This is a genomic window from Enterococcus sp. AMC1252, assembly GCF_058216515.1.
This window is the reverse complement of sequence record NZ_CM177097.1, coordinates 2,593,080-2,615,810: the sequence shown is the minus strand read 5'-3', so window position 1 is coordinate 2,615,810 and position 22,731 is coordinate 2,593,080. Positions and strand designations below refer to the sequence as shown.

Sequence of the window (22,731 nt, the reverse complement as noted above, 5' to 3'; positions counted from 1 at the left end):
TCCTACATGAAATGATAAAATGGAACGAGTAGAGAATTGAAAGGAATGGATGATCAATATGGAAGAAGTTGTAAAAATTCATCAACTGGTAGAAAAGCTTTCTTTAGAAGTCGTTTATGGCGATGAAGAAAGTTTAAATAGAGAAATTACTACAGGAGATATTTCCCGTCCTGGCTTAGAGTTAACTGGTTATTTTAATTATTACCCTCATAACCGTCTGCAGTTGTTCGGGAGTAAAGAGATTACATTTTCTGAACGAATGATACCAGAAGAGCGTTTGATGGTCATGCGTCGTTTATGTGAGAAGGATACACCAGCTTTTATTATTTCTAGAGGACTGCAAGCGCCAGAAGAGATGGTACAAGCAGCAAAGGAAAAAGGGTTAGCCGTTCTACGTTCACCTATTTCTACATCTAGATTGTTAGGAGAGCTATCAAGCTATTTAGATAGTCGTTTAGCTGCAAGAACTAGTGTACATGGTGTTTTAGTTGATGTATATGGCTTAGGTGTCTTGATTCAAGGCGATAGCGGTATTGGTAAAAGTGAGACTGCACTAGAGTTGATTAAACGAGGTCATCGATTGATTGCAGATGATCGTGTAGACGTTTATCAACAAGATGAATTGACGGTTGTTGGTGAACCACCAAAAATTTTACAACATTTGATCGAAATTCGGGGAATTGGAATCATCGACGTGATGAATTTATTTGGAGCAAGTGCTGTGCGCGGTTTTATGCAAGTACAACTTGTGGTTTATTTAGAAGCTTGGGAAAAAGATAAGAAGTACGATCGTTTAGGTTCAGATGATGCAATGGTAGAAATTGCTAGTGTGGATGTTCCACAGATTCGTATCCCTGTAAAAACAGGACGAAATGTTGCGATTATCATTGAAGTTGCAGCTATGAATTTCCGTGCGAAGACTATGGGATATGATGCGACAAAATCATTCGAAGAACGTTTGACTCGATTGATTGAAGAAAATTCAGGTACCATCTAACTTCACAGGCTAGCTCTTCGGAAAAAAGATAAAAATGGAAAGAGGCTAAGGACGCCTCAGTCAATTTTTCCTATTTATCAGTCAGAGCTAAACGAGCCTGTTATGTTTTAGGATCATCTAACTTCACAGGCTAGCTCTTCGGAAAAAAGATAAAAATAGAAAGAGGCTAAGGACGTCTCAGTCAATTTTTCCTATTTATCAGTCAGAGCTAAACGAGCCTGTTATGTTTTAGGATCATCTAGCTTCACAGGCTAGCTCTTCGGAAAAAAGATAAAAATGGAAAGAGGCTAAGAACGTCTCAGTCAATTTTTCCTATTTATCAGTCAGAGCTAAACGAGCCTGTTATGTTTTAGGATCATCTAGCTTCGTGAGCCAGGATCTTGGAAAAGGAGATAAAAATTGGCTGTTACAAAGAATATCACAGTCATGTTTTCCTATTTTTTGTAGATGCTAAAAGGCTCATTCAGCTTTTATATTTAGGAGGAAGCCAAATGTTAGGACAAGTAAATCCAGTTGCGTTAAATCTTTTTGGAATCGCTGTGTACTGGTACGCAATTATTATTGTTTCCGGAATCGTACTAGCTGTTTGGCTGAGTAGTAGAGAAGCGGTTCGTGTCGGTTTAAAAGAAGATGACGTTATCGACTTTATGTTATGGGGCTTACCAAGTGCGATTATTGGTGCCCGTTTGTATTATGTTATTTTTCAGTGGCAAGATTATGTTGACAATCCAATCGAAATTATTTTGACTAGAAATGGTGGTCTAGCGATTTATGGTGGATTGATCGGTGGAGGTCTTGCATTGTTTTTCTTTACAAGACATCGTTTTATCTCGACTTGGACTTTTTTAGATATTGCAGCACCAAGTGTTATTTTGGCGCAAGGAATCGGACGTTGGGGTAATTTTATGAATCATGAAGCGTATGGACCAGCCACAACGCGGGCATTTTTGGAAGGATTACATTTACCTAAATTCATTATTGATAATATGAATATTGATGGAACGTATCATCAACCAACGTTTTTATATGAATCAATCTGGAATGTTTTAGGCTTTATCGTTTTGGTCATGTTAAGAAGAAAGAAAAATTTCTTGAAAGAAGGCGAAGTCTTCTTAGGATACATTATCTGGTATTCATTTGGCCGTTTCTTTATCGAAGGAATGCGAACAGATAGCTTGTACGCATTTGGGAGTATACGGGTCTCACAATTAGTTTCTCTTGTATTATTTTTTGGTGCGATTGCGATAGTAGTTATTCGCCGGAAAAAGGGAACAGTAAAGTTTTATGATCGTGAAAAGGGAACCGTAAAAAAGGCTGTTTAGAACTGCCTATTCCTCTTAAGCTATGGTAGAATGTTAAGTGGGTATGAAAGTTATGAAATTAGTAATTTATTTTGGTTAGTTAAAGAAATAGGAAGCTGAATAGTAGGTACATTTATAGATATGTTTTGAGCTAGCTTTTCTTATTTTGAAAGGAGATTTTCACCAATGAAACAAAAAGTTGCTGTTTTAGGTCCTGGCTCGTGGGGAACTGCATTGGCACAAGTTTTAGCAGAAAATGGTCATGAGGTTCGCATTTGGGGACATAATAAAGCACAAATTGATGAAATCAACACGCATCATACGAATCATCACTATCTTCCAAATCTGGTTATTCCAGAGTCAATTCAAGGGAAGATGTCGCTAGAGGAATGTATTGTAGACGCAGATGCAGTCTTGTTTGTTGTTCCAACAAAAGCGATTCGGACGGTTGCACAAGAATTTACAGCGAAATGTACAAATCAACCGTTGATTATTCACGCTAGTAAAGGCTTGGAACAGGGGAGTCATAAACGTATATCTGAAGTTTTGATGGAAGAAATTCCATCTGAAAAAAGACGGGGTGTAGTTGTTTTATCTGGTCCAAGTCATGCCGAAGAAGTAGCGGTTCATGATATTACAACGATTACTGCTGCAAGTGAGAATTTACCAGAGGCAACCTATGTTCAAGATTTATTTATGAATGATTATTTTAGAATTTATACGAATGATGACGTGATTGGTGTAGAAACAGGTGCTGCCTTGAAAAATATTATTGCTCTAGGCGCTGGTGCGATTCATGGTCTGGGTTTTGGAGATGATGCAAAAGCTGCAATCATGACACGCGGTTTAGCAGAAATCAGCCGTCTAGGTGTAGCGATGGGAGCGAATCCTTTAACTTTTATTGGATTAAGCGGAGTCGGTGACTTAATTGTGACGTGTACCAGTGTCCATTCTCGTAATTGGCGCGCTGGAAATCTTCTTGGAAAAGGTCATAGTTTAGATGAAGTTCTTGAAAACATGGGAATGATCGTTGAAGGTGTATCGACAACGAAAGCGGCCTATGAATTGTCACAACAATTAAATGTTGATATGCCGATCACAGAAGCTATTTATAAGGTACTATATGAAGGTCAAGATGTAAGACAAGCAGCAAAAGAGATTATGTTGCGAGATGGTAAAATGGAAAACGAATTTTCTATATAAATTTTTAGGAGGCCATTTGGCATGAAAGTTAAAAAAGCGGTTATACCAGCAGCTGGTCTGGGCACAAGATTTTTACCAGCAACAAAAGCGATGGCAAAGGAAATGTTGCCAATCGTAGATAAACCAACGATTCAATTTATTGTTGAAGAAGCATTAGCGTCTGGAATTGAAGATATTTTAATTGTGACAGGAAAAGCAAAGCGTCCAATTGAAGACCATTTCGATGCGAATTTTGAATTAGAAAGTAATCTTCGTGAGAAAAATAAAACAGATTTATTGAAGTTAGTAGAAGAGACAACAGATGTTAATCTTCACTTTATCCGTCAGTCTCATCCAAAAGGATTAGGACATGCAGTGTTACAAGCTAAAGCATTTGTCGGCAATGAACCATTTGTTGTCATGTTGGGTGATGATATTATGGAAGATAAAATTCCGTTATCAAAACAATTGATGAATGATTATGAGGAAACACATGCATCAACGATTGCTGTAATGAAAGTTCCACATGAAGAAACATCAAAATACGGAATCATTAATCCAGAAGCTGAGGTTTCTAAAGGATTGTATAACGTGAATAATTTTGTCGAAAAGCCTACACCTGAAGAAGCACCGAGTGATTTAGCAATTATTGGTCGTTACTTGCTGACACCAGAAATTTTCCACGTTTTAGAGTCGCAAGAGCCAGGTGCTGGTGGTGAAATCCAATTAACAGATGCTATCGATACATTAAATAAAACACAACGTGTATTTGCTAGAGAATTTACAGGTAAGCGTTATGATGTTGGTGACAAGTTTGGATTCATGAAAACAAGTATTGAATATGGGTTGGTGCACCCAGAAGTTAAGGATAACTTACGTGAGTATATTATCGAATTAGGTGCTGAACTTGCTAAAGAAGAAACACCTAAAAAGTAATAGACAACAACGGTTCATATGATCTTTTTCATTTGAAGACAGAGCAAAATATTGTTCTGTCTTTTTTCTATATATTACAGGCAAATTTTTGTAAGTGTATGTAGAGACTTAGGTTAGAAATTGTTATAATTAAGAGAACAAAACTAACTGAATAATTTGTTAAAAAGACCAGTTGGTGTTATTCTAAGAACATGGAATAATTGATGGAGGGAGCAAGAATATGACAGGTGGAGAGGTTGCAGCAATTATTGCTGCAGTGGCGTTTGCTGTATTAGTAGTATTTATTGTTTTGGTATTGATAAAAATCGGCAAAACAGTAGAAAGAGTTACTACCACAGTGGACGAAGCCAATAAGACGATTGAAGTCGTAACAAAAGATGTAGATATTTTATCAAGACAAGTAGAGGGTCTTTTAGTAAAAAGTAATGAGTTGTTGGATGATGTAAACAAAAAAGTAGCAACGATCGATCCGTTGTTTGCTGCAGTTGCAGATTTAAGTGAGAGTGTTTCTGAATTGAATTACTCTAGTAAAAACCTACTTGGAAAAGTTGGTGCAGTTGGAAAAACAACTGCTAAAGCGGGTGTTGTCAGCAAAGTAGGCGGAGCAGCTTTTAGAGCATTTCGTCCCAAAAAATCATCAAAAACAAGTGAAGCAACTAAATAATAAAAGATAACGGAGGAATAAACATGGCGAAAAAAGGTGGATTTTTTTTAGGAGCAATTATCGGAGGAACAGCAGCAGCAGTTGCGGCTCTTTTATTGGCACCAAAATCAGGCAAAGAATTACGTGAAGATCTAGCGAACCAAGCAGATGATTTTAAAGATAAAGCAACGGACTACACGGATTACGCTATGCAAAAAGGATCTGAATTATCATCGATTGCTAAAGAAAAAGCTAGCGTGCTAGGAGAACAAGCAGGTGATCTAGCCAGCAATGTTAAAGATAAGACGAAAGATTCACTAGATAAAGCGCAAGGTGTTTCAGATACTGTTCTAGAATCATTTAAAAAACAAACAGATGATTTATCTGACCGATTTAAAAAGACTGCTCAAGATGTAAACGATCAAGTTGATGAATTGGGCGATATTGCAGAAGATGTTTCAGATGATATTTTTATCGATGTTAAAGAATCTGCAAAAAAAGCGAAAGCAACTGTTTCAGAAGGCGTTGCTGAAGCTAAGGAAGTAACAAAAGATGTTCCTGAAAAAGCAGAAGAAGCAAAAAAAGAAACAAAAAAAGCTGTTGAAAAAACAGTAGACGAGCTCAAAGAAAAATAGAGAAATGATTAAAAGAACGCCAGTATTCTCGATAGAGTACTGGCGTTCTTTTAATCGTTTAATCAATAATCATTAATTCTTTTGGTGTTTTTGTAAAAGCTTCACAACCTGTTTTAGTCACATGTAAACAATCCTCAATACGCACACCAACTTGGTTCGGAATGTAAATACCTGGTTCGATAGAGAAGCACATACCTTCTTCAATAACTAAATCATTTCCAGTCACTAGAGAAGGGTATTCATGAACAGTTGTTCCAATACCATGACCTAGACGGTGATTGAAATATTCACCATAACCGTAACTGCTGATAACGCCGCGCGCAACCTCATCTAATTCTCCAGCAGTAATTCCTGGTTTTACCGCATCCATCGCTTTTAATTGTGCTTCTAACACGATCGAATAGATTTCTTTTTGAAAATCAGTCGGTTCTTTGTAGGCAACTGTTCGTGTAACATCACTACAATAACCGTTGTAAACAACACCTAAGTCAAATAAAACTAAGTCTTGCTTGGCTATAGTTGTATTTCCAGGATTACCATGTGGGCTCGCCGCATTTTTTCCAGTTAAAACTAAAGTGTCAAAGCTCATTGAACGAATACCTTGTCGTTTTAATTGGTATTCGATTTCAGCTAAGATCTCTTGTTCTTTAGCCCCTTCTTTAATCGCGTTGAAGCCAATCTCTAAAGCAACATCAGCCCAATTTCCTGCCTCCATAAGCTTCGCCACTTCGGAAGGTGTTTTAAGCAGCTGTAATTTTTCAATGACTGGTGTGACATTACCCGAGAAATCACTCATTGGAAAATAACTATTTAAAATATCAAAACGGGCAACAGTCAAAGCTTCTTTTTCAGTAGCAATTTTATTTGGATTACCATTTTTTTTGATCAATTGGGCAATTTTTTCCCAAGGATTTTCACTATCAAGATAGCCATATACTGGATAAGTCCATGAACTTTTTTCAGCATCTTCAATTTCCAAAGCTGGAGTGAATAAAAAAGGGTCATGATTTAATGAGACAAATAATGCTAAAACCCGTTCATGAGGATCACTTTTATAGCCAGAGAAATAGGCAATATGCCCAGGATCACTAATATAAGTGAGGTCAATATTTTCGCTAGCCATCCATTTTTTTAGTTCATTCATTTTTTCTTGATTCATAGATATCCTTCTTTCTTTTATGACTGGTTACTGTAAAACCTGTCTTTATCATACCACGAAATGACGTAAAGCGCTTTTTGAAATATAGAGTAAATTTTCATGAAAATAGGATAAAACGGTTGCAAAAATAAAAAAACTCTGCTATTCTTAGTGAGAAATGTAAACAGCGTTTTCAGAAAATGAAAACAAATATAAATATTTAGGAGAATAGACATGGAAAAACAAACAATTACTATTTATGATGTTGCTCGTGAAGCGAATGTATCCATGGCGACTGTATCTCGTGTAGTTAATGGTAATCCAAACGTAAAACCTGCTACGCGTAAAAAAGTGTTAGAAGTAATTGACCGCTTAGATTATCGCCCAAATGCTGTAGCCCGTGGTTTAGCAAGTAAAAAAACAACCACTGTAGGCGTTATTATTCCTGATGTCAGCAATATCTTTTTTGCGTCACTAGCACGAGGTATAGATGACGTTGCAACGATGTATAAATACAATATCATTTTAGCAAATTCAGACAGCAACGATCAAAAAGAAGTTAATGTACTGAATAATCTTTTGGCTAAACAAGTGGATGGAATTATTTTTATGGGTCATCATATTACAGATGAGATTCGTGGCGAGTTTTCTCGCTCTAAAACCCCAGTTGTTTTGGCAGGCTCGATTGATCCTGATGAGCAAGTCGGTAGTGTAAACATCGATTATGCAGAAGCAACGAAAGATGCTACGAACTTGCTAGCTAAAAATGGCAATAAAAAAATTGCCTTTGTCAGTGGTGCATTGATTGACCCTATCAATGGTCAAAATCGCATCAAAGGCTATAAAGAAGCGTTAGCTGATAATGGCTTATCTTATAATGAAGGCTTGATTTTTGAAGCTGAATATAAGTTTAAAGCTGGTATCTCATTGGCTGAACGTATCCGCAATAGTGGAGCGACTGCAGCTTATGTAACGGATGATGAATTAGCAATTGGTTTATTAGATGGTATGATCGATGCTGGTGTAAAAGTACCAGAAGAGTTTGAAATCATCACAAGTAATAACTCATTGCTCACAGAAGTTTCTCGTCCACGTCTTTCAAGTGTGACACAACCGCTATATGATATTGGTGCTGTGGCAATGCGCTTATTGACAAAATTAATGAATAAAGAAGAAATCGAAGATAAAACAGTTATCTTACCTTATGGTATGGATCAAAAAGGTTCGACTAAATAGTATAGAATAACTGAAAATAGTATCTCGTATTAGTAACACTCCCTATAAAGTAGAAACTAGAGCTCAAAGCTAGTATACTTCTAATAAGGGAGTGTTTTTTAGTGGGCAAAATTCAACTTTGGGGATGGTTTCTAAGAAGAATTTGAGAGAAATTCAGCGAGGATCAAACTATATAAATGAAAAAGGAGAAATTTCAATGAACATGAGAGAAAGAATCATTGCTGGTAAACTATTTTTAGATGATTGTGAAGGATTGCCAGAGGAGCGATTGCAGGCAAAACGGAGGATGATGGCTTTTAATCAAACTTCACCTGATGAATTAGAAAGAAGATTTCATTTGTTGGATGACATTTTTGGAACAAAAATAAATGCATGGATCGAACCTCCTTTTTATTTTTGTTATGGTCGTAATATTGAGCTAGGTGAGGAGTGTTTTTTTAATATGGGGTGCAGTTTTATTGATGATGCATCTATTAAGATCGGAAATAAGGTTGCTTTTGGTCCCGGTGTGACAATCGCAACAGTAGGGCATCCGGTTCACCCTGATTATCGGCGTTTGATGTATGGCAATCCAGTAACCATTGAGAATAATTGTTGGATTGGAGCAAACACGACTGTTTGTCCAGGTGTAACGATCGGTGAAAATAGTGTGATTGGAGCAGGAAGCATCGTCACAAAAGATATTCCAGCAAATTCGGTTGCGGTTGGAAATCCCTGTAAAGTAATCCGAGAAATCAGTGAAAAAGACCGTGAATTTTATTATAAAGATCAGCCTTTTTTAGCAGAAGATTTAGAAGAGGTCTATCGCTTAAATAATACAAATTAAATTAGAAGAGCCTCAAACAAAACCTGTTGTAGTTTTGTTTGAGGCTCTAAATTTAACTTAAAAAGATTAGTTATTCTTTTTTTCACTAGAAGAAGGTGTTGTATTTTCTTTTTTCTTATCCTCTTTTTTTTCAGAAGAAGGGGAAGGTGTCGAACCCGATGAAGGCGTTGTGGCATAACGTCCCCAATAAGCACTGTAATTTGCATCTGATCCGCCATAGCCAAATTTGTATTGGCTTTTTGGAGCGCCATCTTTTGCATAGAATGATTCGACATTTGGACCAGGAGCAGTATAGGTTCCACCGTTATAGGTAAAAGTACCCGGTTTTTCTCCTGTAAAGCTTGATACAGTTGATTTGATCACGTCTTTTGAAAGAGTGAATTTTTCACCAACACCGAATAAATCCGGTTTAACTGAATAGATTGCATTTGCCAGATTTGCTAAGTAAGCACTATTTTGATCACCACTATTTGGACTCATTGCTGTAGGGGTATCATAACCTGTCCATGAACCTAAGGTAATAGTCGGTGTCGAAACAACTAACCAAGCGTCTACATATGAATCTGTTGTTCCTGTCTTACCGATCCAGTCAACATTTCCAAAAGCAGGATTAAGACCATTGATCATATTTTTGAATGGAGTCGTTATTTTAGAATCTAAGACAGAACGCATCATGTCATTCATAATCGAAGCTGTAGCTTCAGAATAGACTTGAACAGGTGTATCTTTATGTTCATAAATAACTTTTCCGCTATTATCTGTGATCTTGTCGATCATATAGCCTTTTTGATATTGGCCTTTATTAGCGAGTGCTTGAAACCCATTTGTTTGTGTTAGAACAGTTGTCTCAACTGACCCTAAAGGAGCAGATTGATACGACCAAGCGTCATTTGCTGGGTAATTCATTTTACTTAGATAGTTATTGTAAGAGAAATTATCATCACCCATTTGCATTTTCATTGCTTCATTTAAATGGTATACGGGAATATTATAAGACCATTCTAATGAATGACGAACTGTATCAAAGGTGTTTGTTCCAGAATTTGTTGCATTAGCCAGCTCTTTTTCGCTACTACTGTATCTAGTAGGGTAATTGGCCAAACGACTTTCTGAACCGATCATTCCCTGATCGATAGCAGGTCCATAAACGGAGATAGGCTTAATCGTAGAACCAACTTGTCGGACTGTATCTAACGCATGGTTACTTTGGCTGATATTGAAGTCACGACCCGCTACAAATCCGATGATTCTCCCTGTTTTATTGTCCATCAAAACATTCCCAGTCTCAACAAGTCCAGCACCATAACCATCATCTAGCATGTAGCCAAAGTTTGCGACAGCGTTTTGCATGGTATCATAAACGGTTTGATCGATTGTTGATTGGATCGTATAACCACGATTTTGAATTTCCTTTCGGGCTTGATCCTTGTATTGAGAAAGACCTAGTTCATCTAACGTTTCTTTTTTTACCCCAGCTTTTTCTATATTAAGATCCATTACGACGTTAGTTGCTTGTTCCAATACGGCATTATATAAGTAACCTTGAGTATTTTGATTAGATTCTTGCTGTGGTTGGAAATCTTGTTTCAAGTCATAGTTTTTGGCTGCTTCATATTCTTCTTTAGTAATGGCTTTTTCCCGATACATACTGAATAAAACAAAATCTTTTCGTTTCATTCCATAGGCCATATTCTCGTCATCCTTTAAAGCGCCTGTGTTGCTATACGGTGTATAGATGATCGGACTTTGTGGCAAACCTGCAATAAATGCTGCTTGAGGAAGTGTTAGATCATTGGCATTTTTACCAAATAGACCTTTTGCTGCTTCTTCAACGCCTGCAATATTTTCACCTTTATTATTACGGCCGAAAGGGGAAACATTTAGATAAGTCGTAACGATTTCATCTTTTGAAAAAAACTTTTCGATTCGATAAGCCAATAGTATCTCATTGGCTTTTCGTTTGAAAGTCGTTTCATCGGTCAAAATTTGTTGTTTGACCAATTGTTGTGTCAGTGTTGACCCCCCAGATGAACCTCCCAAACCTGTTGCATCAGAAACAAGGGCACGAATCACAGCTTTTGGAACCACACCTTTGTGTTCTTCAAAGTACTCATCCTCAGTAGAGATGATGGCTTTTTTCAAGAGAGGGGAGATGTGTTCACTGTCAACTCTTGTTCTAACCAAATCAGATTTGATCATCGCAATATTTGTGCCATCTGCATAAGTCATTCGGGAAACTTCAGTGATATCACTGATTTCAGTTTGGAGCTCTTCTTTTGTTGGTGGTTGTGTATCTTCAACTAAAAAAGCAAAATAGCCAATACCAATACCAAGACCTAAAGCACCACCTAATAGTAAAATAACGACCGCAAACACAAATAATGATTGCAGTACACGAATCACTACATTTATAATTAAAAAAATCTTTTTCTTCTCTGGTACTTTATTAGAATTTTGTTCCGTGTGACGGGAGTTATTCTGATTGTCCAAAAGCTTCACCTCAATATAATGATACATTCCGTGATATTATAGCAAAAAAATTCTATAATGAACAGTTGTTCAGATATTTATAGAAACTTAATCAAGAAAACTTAATAAAACTAGATAGGGAAGCTAGATCTTGTTTGCTTTTTCAGTATACAATGATTTTTTATTTTTCTGTGTTTTCTTCTACTCTGAATAATACGATTTTTTTGATCAAGTCTATAGGCAATTCACGATCTAAAGGGAATTGAATCGCGCCTTTACTTGTTTTAAAGTCTTTCAGTTCATTTTTAAAAGCATCAATCGCACTTGGCGCAGGATAAAACCCAATATGATTTTTAGCATTAGCAAAGTGAACTAAGTTTCCATTTAAATAGAAGGTTGGCATTCCATAAGACATTTTTTCTGTAGCTTGCGGAACGAGTTGTTTGATTGTCGTATAGAGTTGTTGGACTTTTACTTGGCGATCTTCTGGAATAGTGGAGATGTAGTCTTCAATGATTGTCATAATAATCGTTACCTACTTTCTGGTTGGATGATATGCTTAGTATACCATGATGTAAACTGTGGGGGAGTTATTTTAATCCAGAAAAGTGAAAGAAGTAATCGTTTTATGGTACACTAACAGTGCGTTGTAGAACAAAATGGAAGGCTGAGAATAATGGGAAAATCGATTGTTGAAAAATTGAACTTAATGAGCTATTCAACGAAAGTGGTGGTTAATAAGCCAAGTAAAGAGTATTTAGTTGAAATAACAGAAGCGCAGAAACAACTTCCCACAAAACCGGTAGACTTGCTTTTTATTTTTGTAGAGACGATGGAGAAGTTTAAACAAGTTGTTTCAGAGGTAATCGAAAAGCAGTTACTTAATAAAAATGGGGTCCTCTTTGTTGCGTATCCTAAAAAAGGGAATAAAAAATATTCGACGTTTGTACATAGAGATGAAATTTTCCCAACTCTTAATGTTGATGATAGTGATGGCTATATAGCAAATAGTACTTTAAAATTTAATCGAATGGTGAGTTTAGATGAGACATTTACAGTAACTGGCATGAAAAATATTGAACGTAAAAAAAAATCGAAAGTTGTCAGTAGTGCTCGTGTGTCTGACTATATTCAATATATACCAGAAGTAGAAGCGTTCATTGGAAATTACAAAGAAGCAAAAAGTGTGTTTGACCAATTAACACCTGGGTATAAAAAAGATTGGGCAAGATATATTTATAGTGCTAAACAAGCAGTGACACAAGAAAAAAGGAAAAAAGAAATGATTGATATTCTAACAAAAGGATTCAAATCAAAGGAGCTATATCGTCAATTTTTAGCAAAATAAAGGAGGGGTTAGTATGGATGAAGTAGAAAAATATGTAGAGAATATCGATGAAAAATGGAAGGATTCTTATCAACGTTTAGCGGTAGTCATCGCTGAAAATATACCTGAGGGATTCGTCTTACGTTTACAATATGGGATGCCGACATATGTTGTGCCTTTGAGCGATTTTCCAGAGGGATATTTAGGCAGAAAAGATGAACCATTGCCGTTTATCAGCTTGGCTTCTCAAAAAAAACATCTATCTTTGTATCATATGGGCATCATGGGGAATAAAAAATTACTGGCTTGGTTTCAGGAAGAATACCAAAAAGTAGTTCCAACAAAGTTGAATATGGGGAAAAGCTGTATTCGGTTTAGCAATCCGAAAACTATTCCTTATGAATTGATTGGGGAATTAGTCAGCAAAATTTCAATGGAAGAATGGGTTGCTAGTTATATCCGCTTTACAGAAAAAAATAAGAAATAGCTTGTGTTATGGAGAAGAGGCAAAAAGATTGTTTTTTCTGATTGTTTCACGTACTCTTTTTAAGACTGAAACAGTTTATATTTATTTATCGTTAGCTAACAGGCTGGTACTGATTGAAAAAGACAAACTATGAGTGAGGCCAAAAGCACCTCAATCACAGTTTCCTATTTTTCATTCAGAGCTGAGAGAGCCTGTTTAGCTTTTAAAAGTATCTAGCTTCACAGGCTAGCTCTTCGGAAAAAAGATAAAATCCGATTGTGACGAAAAGCGTCACCCTCTGATTTTCCTATTTTTCATTCAGAGCTAAGAGAGCCTGTTTAGCTTTTAAAAGTAGGAGGATTATTATGTTATTAGGTTCACATGTTAGTATGAGTGGTAAAAAAATGTTATTAGGTTCAGCGGAAGAGGCAGCGAGTTATGGTTCAACGACTTTTATGATCTATACAGGCGCGCCGCAAAATACACGCCGTAAACCAATTGAAGAGATGAATATCGAAGCAGGTCAAAAATATATGGTAGAGCATGATTTAAGCAATATCGTTGTCCATGCTCCTTATATCATTAATTTAGGAAATACGATCAAATTAGAAAATTTTGGCTTTGCAACCTCATTTTTACGTCAGGAAATTGAGCGTGCTCATGCACTAGGCGCAACACAAATCACACTTCATCCAGGTGCACATGTAGGCGCTGGTGTGGATGCTGGTCTAAAACAAATTATCAAAGGTCTTGATGAAGTCTTATGGAAAGAGCAAGTGCCGCAAATTGCTCTTGAAACAATGGCAGGAAAAGGGACTGAATTAGGTCGTACTTTTGAAGAATTAGCGACAATTATCGAAGGCGTTAAACTGAATGAAAAATTATCTGTTACGATGGATACTTGTCATATCAATGATGCTGGTTATAATGTAAAAGACGATTTCGATGGTGTTTTAGAAGAATTTGATAAAATTATTGGCTTAGATCGTTTGAAAGTAGTCCATGTGAATGATTCTAAAAATCCAATGGGTTCTCATAAAGACCGACATGCAAATATTGGCTTTGGAACGATTGGTTTTGATGCATTAAATAAAGTCGTTCACCATGAAAAATTAAAAGAGTTACCTAAAATTTTAGAAACACCTTATGTAGGTGCTGATAAAAAGACAAGTAAAGCACCGTATGGTTATGAAATTGCGATGTTAAAATCACAAAAATTTGATCCAGATTTATTGGATAAAATTGAAAAACAACAGTAAGAATAGAAAAGAAATGGTCTTTCGGAAATTTCTTGTGAGGAATATGACAAAAGACCTTTTCTTTTTAGTCTATTTCTAGTAAAATGATTTCTTGAGAGCAATTTAATAAAAAGGGATCAACAGTCCCCTTAAAAATGAGCAATAGTAAGTCTGGTAAGAATAATGACTGCACAACAAACCCGCAGAAGTTCTTATTCAGCTTCTCTAGTAGAAAGGAGAGATTTATATGTCAACAGGTTTAGTAGTATTGATCGCGATTATCGCTTTATTAGCAGGTGCAGCAGGTGGATTTTTCCTTGCGCGCAAATATATGCAAGACTATTTTAAAAAGAATCCTCCCGTTAATGAGGAAATGTTACGAATGATGATGATGTCTATGGGACAAAAGCCTTCTGAGAAGAAGATTCGTCAAATGATGCAGCAAATGAAGAACCAAGGGGACAAATAAGGTTTTTTAGATGCTATTCATAATTCAAGGACAAAACGGGCCGATTTTTTGGCCCGTTTTTTTTTGCACTTATTTTTTATTAAATGAAAGGAGTTGTATTGAAATGGGAAAACAACAAATGAAAGATGTGAGCGCACAGTAGTCGATTTAGAAAAGGAGAATGATACATGTCTATATTTAAAAAATTAGGGTGGTTTTTCAAACAAGAGAAAAAAAGTTACTTTATTGGGGTTTTTTCATTAGTGATGGTTGCACTTGTTCAGTTAGTTCCACCAAAAGTCATCGGAATTGTTGTTGATAAAATTGCAGATAAAAATCTGACGATCAAGCCTATTTTATTTTGGGTTGGTGTGTTGTTAGTGGCAGCTTTAGCGCAATATATTTTTCGCTATATTTGGCGAATCTATATCTGGGGAAGCGCTGCAAGACTAGAAAAAGATTTAAGACGACAATTATTCCATCACTTCACCAGAATGGATAGTGTTTTTTATCAGAAGTATCGAACAGGTGATTTAATGGCACACGCAACCAATGATTTGAATGCAATTCAAAATGTTGCAGGAGCGGGGATTTTAACCTTTGCAGATTCATTGATCACAGGTGGGGCTACAATCATCGCTATGATTTTATTTGTTGATTGGCGTTTAACGTTGATCGCATTGATTCCGTTACCATTATTGGCAGTGACATCGAGAGTTTTAGGCTCAAAATTACACGATGCATTTCGAGATTCACAAGCTGCGTTTTCAACGATCAATGATAAAACGCAAGAAAGTATTACTGGGATGAAAGTAATTAAAACATTCGGTCAGGAAAAGGAAGATATTCAAGATTTTACAGAAAAGATCGATGACGCTATTGTAAAAAATAAGCGAGTAAATTTTCTTGATGCGTTATTTGATCCATTCATTACATTGATTATTGGGATTTCCTATGTCCTGACAATTATTATGGGCGGACGTTTTATTATGGAAGGCACGATTACGATCGGTCAGTTGATTTCATTTATAAGTTATATTGGGATGCTCGTTTGGCCGATGTTTGCAATTGGTCGTTTGTTTAATGTACTGGAGCGAGGGAATGCAAGTTACGACCGTGTGAATGAGCTGTTACATGAAAAAACGCATATCGTTGAGAAAAAAGATGCCATCCAAACACCGGCTAAAGGTCAGTTATCAATGGAAATTGCTCAGTTCACTTATCCTAAAGATGACCATGCAACCTTGGAACAAATCAAATTTACAGTCGGTGTTGGAGAAACATTAGGGATTGTCGGTAAAACTGGCGCTGGGAAAACGACGATTTTAAAATTATTGATGCGCGAATATGATCATTACAAAGGTCGTGTAATGTTTGGCGGTCATGATATTAAAGATTACTCATTGGATGCTTTGATGACCGCAATGGGGTATGTTCCTCAAGATCATTTTCTATTTTCAATGACGGTACGGGATAATATTCGTTTTGCTAATCCTGATTTTACTGAGGAAGAAGTGGAGCAAGCAGCTGAAATGGCCTTTATCAATAATGAAATCAAGGCGTTTCCTAAAGGCTATGATACCTTAGTAGGGGAGCGTGGTGTTTCCTTATCTGGTGGTCAAAAACAACGTATTTCAATTGCTAGAGCATTGATCTTAAATCCTGAATTACTGATTTTAGACGATGCTTTATCAGCAGTGGATGCAAAAACGGAAGAAGCGATTCTTTCTAATTTAAAAGATGCAAGAAAAGAAAAAACAACGATTATTGCCGCCCATCGATTAAGTAGTGTGATGCATGCAAAGGAAATCATTGTTTTAGATGAAGGAAAAATTGTTGAGCGTGGTACCCATCAAGAATTGTTACGATTAGCTGGTTGGTACAAACGTATGTGGGATAAACAACAATTAGAAGCGAAAATCGAAGGGAGTGAAGCATAATGGAAGAAAAATATGAATCAGAATGGACCAAATCAGTTCCATTAAAAGAACAAGTGTCGATCGTCAAACGATTGCTTAAATTTGCTCGGCCATTTCGCCGTACGTTTTTAACAGCGATTTTATTTGCATTGGTACTTGCGATTATTAACATCATTTTGCCAAGAATCATCCAAACCTTTATGGATGACTATCTAACACCCAAGACGGCTACTACTCAAGTCATACTCTTTTTTGCTAGTTTATATCTATTTGGCGTGATCGTTAAAAGTATTGTCTGGTTTTTCCAATGGTTTTTATATTCAACTGCTTCACTGAAAACCTATCAATATATTCGCGTGAAGTTATTTGAAAAACTACAAACCTTAGGGATGCGTTATTTTGATCAAACTCCAGCAGGTTCGATTGTGTCTCGAGTGACCAATGATACAGAAACGTTATTTGAATTTTGGTATGTTTTTTTGATGGTATTAACAGGAATTTTTGCGGTTGTATCTTCATTTATTGCAATGTTTCAGATCAGCGGGAAGATCGCCTTGTATAACTTGATCTTCCTTCCTATTTTATTAATTGTGATTTGGTACTATCAAAAATTCAGTTCAAGGATTTATAGAAGTATGCGGGAAAAACTAAGTCAGTTGAATACAAAACTGAATGAATATATTTCAGGGATGCAAATTATTCAACAATTTAGACAAGAGCATCGTTTAGAAAAAGAGTTTGAAGAAACCAATGATGATTATTTACGGACACGTTATTCAATGATCAGAACCAATTCATTGCTGTTAGGTCCAATCATTAATTTTCTATATACACTTGCGATTGGTTTAACATTGACCTTATTTGGTTATGATGCGTTGCATTCTCCTGTAGAAGTTGGCTTGATTTATGCTTTTGTGACGTATGTACAGGCATTTTTCAATCCAATGACACAAATGATGGATTTTCTAAGCGTCTTTACGGATGGGATGGTTGCGGGCAGTCGAATTTTGAAAATTTTTGATAATGAAGAGTTGACACCACAACAAAATGTTGGGGCTAACGCAGAAATTATTCGTGGGAAAATTGAATTTCGCAATGTTAGTTTTTCTTATGATGGAAAGAATAAAGTCTTGAATAATATCAGCTTTATTGCGAATCCTGGAGAAACCGTTGCTTTAATCGGTCATACAGGAAGCGGGAAAAGTTCAATAATCAATGTGTTGATGCGCTTTTATGAATTTTATGAAGGTGAAATATTGATTGATGATCGTGATATTCGTGACTATCCATTGCCTGAGTTAAGAAAAAAATTAGGCTTGGTTTTACAAGATGCCTTTATGTTTTATGGTGATATCGCTGGGAATATTCGAATGCTGAATCCAGAGATCACGGATGAACAGATCAAAGCAGCTGCTGAATTTGTTCAGGCAGATAAGTTTATTGAAACATTGCCTAAAAAGTACCATGCTAAAGTGATCGAAAGAGGCGCAAGTTATTCAAGCGGTCAACGTCAGTTGATTTCATTTGCTAGAACGATCGTTGCAGATCCAAAAATTCTTGTGTTGGATGAAGCAACTGCAAATATCGATACTGAAACAGAAGGCTTGATTCAAGAAGGTTTGGCCAATATGCGTCAAGGCAGAACGACGATCGCAATCGCTCATAGATTATCTACAATTCGTGATGCAGATCTAATTCTAGTATTGGATAAAGGGCGAATTGTAGAACGTGGCAATCATGAAAATTTATTGACCAAAAATGGTCTGTATGCAGATATGTATAAGTTACAAAATAGTGAAGGTTAAAATAAAAACGATTCAAAGTGAGCAATAATTTCTCACTTTGAATCGTTTTTTCTTGTTTATTAAAGCTTTGTTACTGAGTGGATGTGAAAATAGGTCAAAAAACAGTATAAATATTATCGAAATTTTATACTGTTTTATTAAAGAAAATAATAGTTAACATTTAGACTGCTCATTTATTTCTAATTTTTTACGATTTCTGAACTTTAGATGTTTAACAGTTCGTATAAAATGGTAGACCAAGACAGAAAATTTTTGGGAGGAAGAAATAGTGAAATTGAAGAAAATGATGACATTTTTACTTTGTGGTATGACCTTATCAATGGTGACATTGAATGAGCATAGTTATGCAGAAACGAAAGTACCAGAAAAAAGAGCGATACTTGGAGAAGATACTCGTGCAAAAATAATGGATACGACAAAAGCGCCATACTCTAGTATTGTCTATCTTTCAAAAGCAGATGGAGGATTTGGCTCAGGAACTGTTATTGGAAAAAATAAAGTGTTGACAGCAGGGCACGTTGTAACAAGTTTAAAAACAAGTTCTGATATTAGCCGAGCAAATGTAAGCCCAGCTCGTAATGGTTATTACTATCCGTATGGTTCTTTTAAAATAGAATCTATTGATATTCATACTGGTTGGACTGTTCAAAATAATCGTGATCATGATGTTGCGGTTGTGACGTTAAAACCAAATGGCAATGGTAAAAATATTGGAGATGTTGTCCCAATAATCCCTGTGAATAATGTACCAAGCATCCCGGTTGGCACGAAAGGGAAGTTACCAGGATACAGCCAAGACAAATACGGAGAGTTATGGGAAGGAAAAGGGTCCATTATTTCGCAAACAGCTGAGCGACTATATTACGATATGGACTCTATCGGAGGAACTTCTGGGGCTCCTGTTTACAATGAAAATAATCAATTGATCGCTGTTCATACATCTGAATATCGTATGGGGAATGTGGCATTCAAAAACGGTGGATCAAAAATCACTGGTTCTAATTATGAGTTTATTGCAAAGCATTTAGAGCAAAAAGAAGTTGATACACAAGCGCCAAGCCAGGTAACAGGTGTGAGAGCAAGTAGTGTTACAAGTAACTCGGCTCAACTTACTTGGAATCCTGCAACAGATAATGTTGGTGTTGATAAATATGAAGTGTATCGGAATGGTTCAAAAGTTGGTGAAAGTAAAACAACTACTTTTACAGCAAATACTCTAGCTTCAGATACGTCATATACTTTTTCGATTGTAGCTGTAGATAAAGCCGGAAATCGTTCTGTCATGTCAGCAGGGCTAGCTGTTCGGACAGAAAAAGAAATCATAATGGATACTCAAGCACCAAGCCAAGTAACAGGTTTAAGAGCAAACAATGTTACAACTACTTCCGCTCAACTTACTTGGAATCCTGCAACAGATAATATTGGTGTAGATAAATACGAAGTGTATCGAGATGGTTCAAAAATAGGTGAAAGCAGAGCAACTAATTTCCAAATGAATGATTTATCAGCGAATACGGCTTACAGCATGTCGATTGCAGCTGTAGATAAAGCTGGGAATCGTTCGGTCTTATCGGCTAATGTTATTGTACAAACTGAAAAGGAACCTGAAAAACCAGCGGAAACTCAAACAACATGGGTTCAATCAAAAACGTATGTAGCTGGCGATAAAGTTTTCTACAACGGAATTGAATACAAGGCAAAATGGTGGACGCAAGGAAATAAACCAGGAAGTTCTGATGTATGGGAAAAATTAAGCTCTGGCATTATCGAAGAATGGCAATCAAAATTGGCTTATTCCGGAGGCAATGTAGTGACTTATAAAGGAGCAAAATATAAAGCTAAATGGTGGACTCGTGGAGAAGAACCAGGAAAAGCCCCAGTTTGGGAAAAAATTTAACTGATTTAAAATAATTAAGTAATTCCAATAGTCTAAATTGTAATAGAGCTTTTGAATAAGTTGTTGAATACCATGTGAAGTGGTGGAGTCAAAAAAGAAAAATGAAGGATGGTAAATCAATGAAAATATCGAGCGTAGTAACAGTTTTACTTTGTAGTGCAGTATTATCTACTGCAGCTGTTACAATAGCACCACAAGCACAAGCTGCTCATCCAGTAAGAGAAAAATTAACAGAAATCAAATCAAAAATCAATGATACGACAAAAGGACGTTTCCAAAGTGTTGCATTTATTGATGCAAACGGGGTAACTGGTACGGGCACAGTTATCGCTAAGAATAAAGTAGTTACTTCATATAATGTGGTTGAAAATTTAAAAAATAGTGAAAACCTTGAACATTCATTTGTTACACCTGCTAAAAATGGAGAAAATGCTCCTTTTGGTTCATTTCAAGTTGAGTCAGTTGACTTTGAAGATGTATGGGGAAATTTAGCTGTTTTGACACTAAAATCAAACGAACAGGGACAAAATATAGGTGATGTTGTGTCTGTAGTTCCAGTTGTAAAAAAACCAACTATTTTAGTTTGTGGTTCTGTAACGATGCCAGGTTATGACGCTGACAAAAAAGGCGAAATGTGGGAAAGCCAAGCAACGATCAGCTACAACGTTGCTTCTCATTTTTGGGTTAACCAAGCAAGTAAAGATGGAAACTACGGTGCTCCAATTTTTGACCAACGTGGGAATTTAATTGGTATTCGTACGTTTGAAAAATTTTCAAAAGGCGTTCAAACAAGTGCTGCCAAATTATCAGAACGCAATTATGATTTCATTTCAAAACATATATAATAACACCATTTTTTAACAATTAAAGAATTGATTGAAATATTTTAAAGATATCGGGGAAGTAAAATGTTTCGACACTAGTGCATCATCATTAATATAGAAATTCAGTTCATTTGATTCCGCCATTTCACATGGTATTCAACATCATTATTGAAGGTAGTTATTACTGGATTCAAAAAAAGAAATAAGCGTGAAGCAATTTCAGATCATTTCTGAAAACACTAATTTTGACTATTATTTATTTAAAGTTAAAGAGCAAGACAAAACAGATTTCTTCTGTTGTCCTGCTCTTTTTCACAATGTAAAAAGTAAAGTTTCAATATTGAATTTAGTAAGCAGATCAAAATACGTTTTAAAATCAATTCTCTAAAGGAAAATTTGGGCAGAAATATAGACAATCACTCGTTTAAGTTGTAAAGTAAATGTACTTGAAAAATTCGGAGGGTGAAAAAACTTATGTATGATGTAATTATAATTGGGGCAGGACCTGCTGGAATGACTGCAGCGCTGTATGCGTCACGTTCCAATCTTTCAGTGTTGATGATTGAACGCGGAGCGCCAGGTGGACAAATGAACAATACTGCTGAGGTAGAAAACTATCCAGGTTTTGATTCGATCATGGGACCTGAGTTGGCTTATAAAATGTATGAAAATGTTGAAAAATTTGGTACTGAAAATGCATATGGTATTGTAATGGATATCAAAGATCAAGGTTCATATAAAGAAGTCATTTGTGATGATAAAACGTATCAAGCAAAAACAGTGATTATTGCCACTGGGTGTGAACATCGTAAACTAGGTGTTAAAGGCGAAGAGGAATTTGCTGGTCGTGGTGTTTCTTATTGTGCGGTTTGTGACGGAGCATTCTTCCGAAATAAACGTTTATTAGTTATTGGTGGTGGTGATTCAGCAGTTGAAGAAGCAATTTACTTAACGCAATTTGCTTCAGAAGTTGTGATCGTGCATCGTCGTGATGAGTTACGTGCGCAAAAAATCATTCAAGATCGCGCATTTGCCAATGAGAAAATTTCTTTTGAATGGAATACTGTTTTAGAAGAAATCACTGGAAACGATATGGTCGTGACAGGTGGGCAATTAAGAAATGTGTTGACTGATGAAGTCAAAGAGATCGAAGCAGACGGCGTCTTTATCTATGTTGGACTTGATCCATTGACTGAACCTTTCAAAAAATCTGGCTTAACGAATGCAGAAGGTTGGATTGAAACGGATCAAGATATGAAAACAAGTATTCCAGGTGTTTTTGCGATTGGTGATGTTCGTGAAAAAACGCTACGCCAAATCACAACAGCTGTTGGAGAAGGCGGAATTGCTGGACAACAAGTGTATAAATATATTGAAGATATGGCAGAAGTAGAAGAAGTTAAATAATCAATAATCAATCGATTTAGTAAAGAACCACACTAAT

The 22,731-nt window shown here is 36.2% G+C and carries 20 protein-coding genes; 17 read left to right on the top strand and 3 right to left on the bottom strand.

Features of this window, described 5'->3' with window-relative positions:
• Positions 1-58: 58 nt before the first annotated feature.
• From hprK to AC4BB5_RS12325, 6 genes are all read left to right on the top strand, one after another.
• Entirely contained in the window at positions 59-997 is a 939-nt protein-coding gene (gene hprK / locus AC4BB5_RS12350) for an HPr(Ser) kinase/phosphatase (RefSeq protein ID WP_490456418.1), read from the top strand.
• 491 nt (positions 998-1,488) lie between these two features.
• Positions 1,489-2,319, top strand: a complete 831-nt coding sequence (gene lgt / locus AC4BB5_RS12345) for a prolipoprotein diacylglyceryl transferase (protein WP_490456417.1) — start codon at positions 1,489-1,491, stop codon at positions 2,317-2,319.
• A gap of 165 nt (positions 2,320-2,484) precedes the next feature.
• Complete coding sequence (locus AC4BB5_RS12340; protein WP_490456416.1) at positions 2,485-3,501, top strand: NAD(P)H-dependent glycerol-3-phosphate dehydrogenase; 1,017 nt, start codon at positions 2,485-2,487, stop codon at positions 3,499-3,501.
• Between the two features lie 21 nt (positions 3,502-3,522).
• Complete coding sequence (galU, locus tag AC4BB5_RS12335; protein WP_490456415.1) at positions 3,523-4,416, top strand: UTP--glucose-1-phosphate uridylyltransferase GalU; 894 nt, start codon at positions 3,523-3,525, stop codon at positions 4,414-4,416.
• A 220-nt stretch (positions 4,417-4,636) separates the two neighbouring features.
• Positions 4,637-5,080 carry a DUF948 domain-containing protein gene (locus AC4BB5_RS12330; RefSeq protein ID WP_490456414.1) on the top strand — a complete coding sequence of 148 codons (444 nt, stop codon included), beginning with the start codon at positions 4,637-4,639 and terminating at the stop codon, positions 5,078-5,080.
• A gap of 23 nt (positions 5,081-5,103) precedes the next feature.
• Positions 5,104-5,694 (top strand): YtxH domain-containing protein, encoded by a 591-nt coding sequence (locus AC4BB5_RS12325; protein WP_490456413.1) that lies wholly within the window; start codon positions 5,104-5,106, stop codon positions 5,692-5,694.
• Positions 5,695-5,752: 58 nt separating this feature from the next.
• Here AC4BB5_RS12325 and AC4BB5_RS12320 read toward each other — a convergent pair whose 3' ends face one another.
• Complete coding sequence (locus AC4BB5_RS12320; protein ID WP_490456412.1) at positions 5,753-6,853, bottom strand: aminopeptidase P family protein; 1,101 nt, start codon at positions 6,851-6,853, stop codon at positions 5,753-5,755.
• Between the two features lie 213 nt (positions 6,854-7,066).
• Here AC4BB5_RS12320 and ccpA point away from each other — a divergent pair, with 213 nt between their 5' ends.
• Together ccpA and AC4BB5_RS12310 are read left to right on the top strand one after the other, a co-directional pair.
• Complete coding sequence (gene ccpA / locus AC4BB5_RS12315) at positions 7,067-8,068, top strand: catabolite control protein A (protein ID WP_086313689.1); 1,002 nt, start codon at positions 7,067-7,069, stop codon at positions 8,066-8,068.
• A 196-nt stretch (positions 8,069-8,264) separates the two neighbouring features.
• Complete coding sequence (locus tag AC4BB5_RS12310; RefSeq protein WP_490456411.1) at positions 8,265-8,894, top strand: sugar O-acetyltransferase; 630 nt, start codon at positions 8,265-8,267, stop codon at positions 8,892-8,894.
• A 66-nt stretch (positions 8,895-8,960) separates the two neighbouring features.
• On the opposite strand, the gene AC4BB5_RS12305 is transcribed toward AC4BB5_RS12310, so the two are convergent.
• The gene (locus AC4BB5_RS12305) at positions 8,961-11,411 is read right to left on the bottom strand and encodes a transglycosylase domain-containing protein (protein WP_490456410.1); all 2,451 of its coding nucleotides are present in this window, start codon (positions 11,409-11,411) and stop codon (positions 8,961-8,963) included.
• Between the two features lie 133 nt (positions 11,412-11,544).
• Entirely contained in the window at positions 11,545-11,886 is a 342-nt protein-coding gene (locus AC4BB5_RS12300; protein ID WP_490456409.1) for an iron chaperone, read from the bottom strand.
• A 153-nt stretch (positions 11,887-12,039) separates the two neighbouring features.
• Between AC4BB5_RS12300 and AC4BB5_RS12295 the strand changes: the two genes are divergently transcribed.
• The 9 genes from AC4BB5_RS12295 (at position 12,040) to trxB (ending at position 22,694) form a co-directional block, all read left to right on the top strand.
• Positions 12,040-12,711 carry a YdeI/OmpD-associated family protein gene (locus AC4BB5_RS12295; protein WP_490456408.1) on the top strand — a complete coding sequence of 224 codons (672 nt, stop codon included), beginning with the start codon at positions 12,040-12,042 and terminating at the stop codon, positions 12,709-12,711.
• 13 nt (positions 12,712-12,724) lie between these two features.
• Positions 12,725-13,177 carry a DUF1801 domain-containing protein gene (locus AC4BB5_RS12290; protein ID WP_490456407.1) on the top strand — a complete coding sequence of 151 codons (453 nt, stop codon included), beginning with the start codon at positions 12,725-12,727 and terminating at the stop codon, positions 13,175-13,177.
• Positions 13,178-13,521: 344 nt separating this feature from the next.
• Positions 13,522-14,415, top strand: coding sequence for a deoxyribonuclease IV (locus AC4BB5_RS12285; RefSeq protein WP_490456406.1), 894 nt, complete (start codon positions 13,522-13,524; stop codon positions 14,413-14,415).
• Positions 14,416-14,641: 226 nt separating this feature from the next.
• Positions 14,642-14,863 carry a YneF family protein gene (locus AC4BB5_RS12280; protein WP_010760812.1) on the top strand — a complete coding sequence of 74 codons (222 nt, stop codon included), beginning with the start codon at positions 14,642-14,644 and terminating at the stop codon, positions 14,861-14,863.
• Positions 14,864-15,030: 167 nt separating this feature from the next.
• Entirely contained in the window at positions 15,031-16,782 is a 1,752-nt protein-coding gene (locus AC4BB5_RS12275; RefSeq protein WP_490456405.1) for an ABC transporter ATP-binding protein, read from the top strand.
• Entirely contained in the window at positions 16,782-18,566 is a 1,785-nt protein-coding gene (locus AC4BB5_RS12270) for an ABC transporter ATP-binding protein (protein WP_490456404.1), read from the top strand. Before AC4BB5_RS12275 ends, AC4BB5_RS12270 begins: the two co-directional genes overlap by 1 nt.
• A gap of 268 nt (positions 18,567-18,834) precedes the next feature.
• Positions 18,835-20,463, top strand: coding sequence for a fibronectin type III domain-containing protein (locus AC4BB5_RS12265; protein WP_490456403.1), 1,629 nt, complete (start codon positions 18,835-18,837; stop codon positions 20,461-20,463).
• A gap of 119 nt (positions 20,464-20,582) precedes the next feature.
• Positions 20,583-21,308, top strand: coding sequence for a trypsin-like peptidase domain-containing protein (locus AC4BB5_RS12260; protein ID WP_490456402.1), 726 nt, complete (start codon positions 20,583-20,585; stop codon positions 21,306-21,308).
• Between the two features lie 453 nt (positions 21,309-21,761).
• Positions 21,762-22,694, top strand: a complete 933-nt coding sequence (gene trxB, locus AC4BB5_RS12255; protein WP_490456401.1) for a thioredoxin-disulfide reductase — start codon at positions 21,762-21,764, stop codon at positions 22,692-22,694.
• Positions 22,695-22,731: the final 37 nt, after the last annotated feature.